The following is a 5,063-nucleotide window of genomic DNA, read 5'->3' as shown; positions in this document are numbered from 1 at the left end:
CCTGGCGGCTTGAATCGGTATGCCTTCTGCGAGAATTCTAAACACAAACCGTTCTGCTAAAAGCTATGTGCTGGTAGGACGGTTCTTTTTGCCTTATTATGCGGTGTTGCCCTAAATATACGGGAACATTAAAGCAACTTCACATCCTTTTGGGGGAACATTAGTAAGTTTGAAACTGCCGTTATGAGCTATTGCGACTTGTTGGACAATCAGCAACCCAAGTCCATGCCTCAAATCAAGCCGCTCATCTGTACTTTCCATATAATGCGGCTTTTCCTCCAACTCTTGCAGCTTTTCAGCAGACAGACCAGTTCCGTTATCCGCAACCGCCAAGATAAGCTGATTTTGTGATGCTGAAAGAGAAAGGCGGATTTCACAGCCCTGCGGGTTGTGTTTCATGCTGTTCTGGACAAGGTTGTTCACCGCCCGCGAAATCAATCTGGCATCACATTCGAACACAGCATTTTCGGCATCTGGAGCAATCTCAATTTCAATGTTGTAGCTATCAGAAATTCCCGTATTCAACAGATCTGCTACATAGGAGCGCAGCAGTTTAGATAGGCGAACCCCCTCTTTATGAAGCGGCTGCATCTCATATTCCAACTGCGATACTAAATTCAAATCCTGTACCAGCTCCTTGATTTTTACACTTTGCTTCCGTACGATTTCTGCCTGTTCCCGGATGCTCTTGCTGGCAGCTTCACTTTCCGCAATACGGCCCGCATACCCCATAATCATGGAGAGAGGTGTGCGGATGTCATGAGAAACGCCGCTGATCCAGTTAGCCCGTGCCTCATTTTGCCGATTCAAAATGGAAGAAGCTTTGTTTACACTGCTTGCAATTTCCGACAGTTCACCGCTGATATGAAGTGAAACTGGCTTTCCGTCTGCCAGGGTTTCCACAGCGGACACAATCGGTTCTGTATTATGAATGATTCTGCGTTTGGAAAAATAGTAGGCCAAAAAGAGACACAACACATCCAATCCCAACATTCCCAGCACAAAGGCGGGGAGCCTTCGAAGCGCCGCAATGGAATAATAATTGTTGGTGAGTTTTGTATAGCTGTCTTTTGGATAACCCAACACCAACAGCCCATCATCGGTGTTCCAGACAAAAACCGGGTAATCCTCAATATACCCTTTTGAAAATAGTGCGACATCTTGAATATTGTAACTTTCCGGCACATTTTCCGGCAAATCAACCGACCAATAGCACTGTCCATCAGCGTTTAAGTAGATTGCCCAAATATCATTCTGCCGGAGCTTTTGCACCGCTTCAACCGATAATTGTTCCGGCGTAGCGGCGGCAGCAGTCGTTTCCAACATGGATTGCGGAGAGGAATCGCCATAATCCTCGGTCACAATCTTTTGAAAAGTAAGACCGAATACTACCGCATTAAGAAAAAGCAATATCAGGATAAAGGCAGCGAAAGACACAAGATGTTTAGATATATAATGTGCAAATGATCTCATGGCATCACTTCCTTGCTATTAGCTTATAGCCTAACCCTTTAATGGTTATCAGAGATACAGGTTTTGACGGGTCGGTTTCAATCTTTTCCCGGACGCGCCGGATATGAGCATTGAGGCTGTTTTCATAACCAAAAGGATTGTCCCCCCAGAGGGCTTCACAAAGCGCATCTACGGTAACGATCTTTCCGGCATTACGAGCAAGCGTTTCGAGCAAAGTGTGTTCTTTGGCTGTCAGGGAGATAATCTCGCTGCCCTTATGGACTTCGGCCCGGCTGAAATCAATCGTACATCCATCCAACACAAGCAGAGGCGAATCCTCTTTGTAGGTTCGCCGCAGTACCGCATAGATACGCAGTAACAGTTCTTGCGGCATAAAGGGCTTAGAAATGTAGTCATCTGCACCAAGCCCCAATCCCGATAATTTGTCTGCTGCTTCGTCCTTTGCTGTTAAGAAAATGATCGGCACATTGGTAAAGGTGCGGAGCTGTTGCATCAGAGAAAAGCCATCCCCATCCGGCAGCATGACATCCAAAACAATTAAATCAGGAGTTTCCTCTTTTGCGGTCAAAATAGCTTCTTTGACCGTCATAGCGGTAAGGACAGTTTCAAATCCCGCATCTTTCAATATATCTGATACCATCTTCAATAGTTCCTGTTCGTCATCTACCAACAGGAGCCTTTTACTATGTAAAAAAGAATTATCCATAGCATCCTCTCCAATCTGATTTTCTTTGTTTCTATTATATCATAGGCTGTCCATTCTGCGATCTTGTCCCTTAAAAAGTAAGGTAAAAGTAAGGACGGGAGAATGTAGATGTCAGGTTGAAGTTGTACCATAAAAACATCGAAAGGAGATGTTTCTATGGACTATATCATCACAACGGAACAGTTGACCAAGAAGTACAAGAACTTCACTTCGGTCAATCATGTTTCACTTCATATTCGCAAGGGCAGCATTTATGGTTTCCTCGGCCCCAACGGTGCGGGAAAATCTACAACCATGAAAATGCTGCTGGGCCTGACCGCGCCGACAAAGGGCAGCTTTACCATTGATGGGAAACAGTTCCCGAATGATCGAATTGCTATTCTCAAAGAGATCGGCTCTTTCATCGAAGCGCCGTCTTTCTACGCAAACCTGACCGGGCGGGAAAATCTTGATATTATCCGCCGCATTTTGGGACTGCCGAAAGCCGATGTGGAAGATGCTCTGGAACTGGTAGGGCTGACCGAGTTTGGCGACCGGCTGGCAAAAAAGTATTCGCTGGGAATGAAGCAACGCTTGGGCCTTGCCGGGGCGCTGCTGGGGCGTCCGCCAATCCTCATTCTGGACGAACCCACCAACGGCCTTGACCCGTCCGGTATCCACGAAATTCGCAATCTGGTAAAATCCTTGCCCAGCCTTTACGACTGCACGGTGCTGATCTCGTCCCATATGCTGTCTGAAATCGAATTGATTGCAGATGACATTGGGATTCTCAACCACGGGCGGCTGCTGTTTGAGGGAAGCATGAATGATCTGCGTCAATACGCCCTGCAATCCGGCTTCGCTGCGGACAATCTGGAAGATGTGTTCCTTTCTATGGTTGAGAAAGATAACATGGACAGAAAGCAGAGGGCAAAATTATGAAAACGCTGGCAATCGAACTTCGGAAAGAAAAGCGAACCGGCGTGATTCCCGTGCTGCTGGCCGTTGGTGTCTTGGGAGCCGCCTACGCATTTGTCAATTTCATTGTGCGGAAAGACACACTTCTGAATCTGCCGCTGGCCCCGATGGATGTCTTGTTGACCCAGCTCTACGGCATGATTATGGTGCTGAATCTGTTCGGTATCGTGGTTGCTACCTGCATGATCTACAACATGGAATTTAAGGGAAGCGCCGTTAAGAAGATGTATATGCTTCCCGTGAGTGTCCCGGCTATGTACCTGTGCAAATTTTTGATTCTGACGGTCATGTTTTTGGTTGCAATCGTGCTGCAAAATCTGGCGCTTGCACAAATCGGAATGACGGATTTGCCGGACGGAGCGTTTGAAATGGGAACGCTGGTACGCTTTGCCGGATACTCTTTTCTCACATCCATGCCGGTACTGTCGTTTATGCTGCTGATTTCCTCGCGCTTTGAAAATATGTGGGTGCCGCTTGGAATTGGCGTTGCCGGTTTTCTAAGTGGTATGGCACTTGCAAATTCGGGACTGGCACTTCTGCTGGTGCATCCTTTTGTGATTATTCTGAAACCTGCGGTAGCCATGAGCGCCCAGCCTGATCCGACGGTTGCCCTTGTCGCTTTGGCGGAAACGCTGTTGTTCCTTGCTGTGGGCTTGTGGCTGGCGAAGTACAGACGCTACGAGTAAGGAGGGATAATAAGAAATGAGCTTTTTGGATTTACTCAAAATCGAGTTTATAAAAGTAAAACGCTCCAAAATCGTACCCCTGATTTTCATTGCACCTTTATTGGTGGTAGTTTCCGGGGTTGCGAGTTTGAGCAACTATTTTACACCGGAATACACCAATGCGTGGCCTGCCATGTTCATTCAAAGTGCGCTTGTTTACGCCTACTATCTGCTCCCGTTCAGCATGATTGTAGTCTGTGTGATGATCGCAGGACGAGAAACAGGAAATAACGGTATTCTGAAAATGCTGGCGCTGCCGGTCAGCCGCTGCGCATTATCCATTTCCAAATTCTGTGTGCTTACCTTTTATCTGTTCATGGAAATGGTGGTATTTCTTGTCGTGTTCGTAATCGCCGGGTTGATTGCAACACAGACAATGGGAGTAACAGAAACCTTGCCAATCCTGTATCTTCTGAAATGGTGCTTGGGGCTGTTTCTGACTATGCTGCCGTAGGCGCTAGGGACCTCTTTAGCTCCTTGGAAGCTGTCAGTAGTATACCTAATAATTTATCTACATTCCCTTTAGTAACGTGTAACTTTCCAAATTTACAAAAGCGACTCATAGAATTATTTCCTCCCGTTAAATAATAGATAACTATTAAAAATAGACAATACTTGCTCATAAGTAACGGTACTTAAATTGTTTACTTTGGCGTGTTTCATTGCTTGATGAAACTGATTTTTAGTAAACAGTTGACGATATTCTCGATTGACCCATTTTGAAACAAAGTACGTATATAGCTTCCAATATTTATCTGGAACATCTGTGGTATGGCGGGTAAGTTTTATTAAGACACTGTTTACTTTTGGTTTAGGATGAAAGCATTCCGCTGGCAGCTTAAGCAATTGCTGAATCGAGACTTGAGTGTGCAAGAGCAACCCTAGTGTTCGGTGAATATCCAAGGTACGCTTGTAGAATCCTTCTTCAACAATCAGATAGATGTCAGACGCATGGCTTTCAAAAACCACTTTTTTAATAATTTGTGTGCTTAAATGGTAAGGAATACTCCCAACAATTTTATACCTCTGTTTGTTAGGGAATTGAAACTGTAGAATATCTTGGTGAATTAAAGTGACACGAGTATTCAGTTTTAAGGCAACACCGCATAATAAGGCAAAAAGAACCGTCCTACCAGCACATAGCTTTTAGCAGAACGGTTTGTGTTTAGAATTCTCGCAGAAGGCATACCGATTCAAGCCGC

Annotated in this window: 4 protein-coding genes and 2 pseudogenes; 3 read left to right on the top strand and 3 right to left on the bottom strand. The window is 45.5% G+C overall.

What is annotated here, in order from left to right:
* Positions 1–111 precede the first annotated feature (111 nt).
* Together ACTQ3V_RS15260 and ACTQ3V_RS15255 are read right to left on the bottom strand one after the other, a co-directional pair.
* A complete protein-coding gene (locus ACTQ3V_RS15260) occupies positions 112–1,473 on the bottom strand; it encodes a sensor histidine kinase (RefSeq protein ID WP_441468250.1) in 1,362 nt (453 codons plus the stop codon).
* 4 nt (positions 1,474–1,477) lie between these two features.
* Complete coding sequence (locus tag ACTQ3V_RS15255) at positions 1,478–2,179, bottom strand: response regulator transcription factor (RefSeq protein WP_441468249.1); 702 nt, start codon at positions 2,177–2,179, stop codon at positions 1,478–1,480.
* 156 nt (positions 2,180–2,335) lie between these two features.
* Here ACTQ3V_RS15255 and ACTQ3V_RS15250 point away from each other — a divergent pair, with 156 nt between their 5' ends.
* The 3 genes and pseudogenes from ACTQ3V_RS15250 to ACTQ3V_RS15240 all read left to right on the top strand — a co-directional run.
* Positions 2,336–3,100, top strand: coding sequence for an ABC transporter ATP-binding protein (locus tag ACTQ3V_RS15250; protein WP_142411298.1), 765 nt, complete (start codon positions 2,336–2,338; stop codon positions 3,098–3,100).
* Positions 3,097–3,822, top strand: coding sequence for an ABC transporter permease (locus ACTQ3V_RS15245; protein ID WP_142411299.1), 726 nt, complete (start codon positions 3,097–3,099; stop codon positions 3,820–3,822). The genes ACTQ3V_RS15250 and ACTQ3V_RS15245 overlap by 4 nt, the downstream gene beginning before the upstream one ends.
* 16 nt (positions 3,823–3,838) lie before the next feature.
* A pseudogene (locus ACTQ3V_RS15240) lies at positions 3,839–4,312 on the top strand (ABC transporter permease); the annotation flags it as partial.
* Between the two features lie 116 nt (positions 4,313–4,428).
* Here the strand turns inward: ACTQ3V_RS15240 and ACTQ3V_RS15235 are convergent.
* A pseudogene (locus ACTQ3V_RS15235) lies at positions 4,429–4,956 on the bottom strand (rRNA adenine N-6-methyltransferase family protein); the annotation flags it as partial.
* Positions 4,957–5,063 lie beyond the last annotated feature (107 nt).

Source organism: Candidatus Agathobaculum pullicola (assembly GCF_052117205.1).
GTDB lineage: Bacteria > Bacillota > Clostridia > Oscillospirales > Butyricicoccaceae > Agathobaculum > Agathobaculum pullicola.
Note: the sequence above shows the minus strand (reverse complement) of the source record. Positions and strands in the feature narration are given on the sequence as shown.

What these genes read in the sequence shown, in the direction of transcription:
- ACTQ3V_RS15260 (WP_441468250.1), bottom strand. Translation starts at nt 1,473, where the DNA reads ATGAGATCATTTGCACATTATATATCTAAACATCTTGTGTCTTTCGCT.
- ACTQ3V_RS15255 (WP_441468249.1), bottom strand. Translation starts at nt 2,179, where the DNA reads ATGGATAATTCTTTTTTACATAGTAAAAGGCTCCTGTTGGTAGATGAC.
- ACTQ3V_RS15250 (WP_142411298.1), top strand. Translation starts at nt 2,336, where the DNA reads ATGGACTATATCATCACAACGGAACAGTTGACCAAGAAGTACAAGAAC.
- ACTQ3V_RS15245 (WP_142411299.1), top strand. Translation starts at nt 3,097, where the DNA reads ATGAAAACGCTGGCAATCGAACTTCGGAAAGAAAAGCGAACCGGCGTG.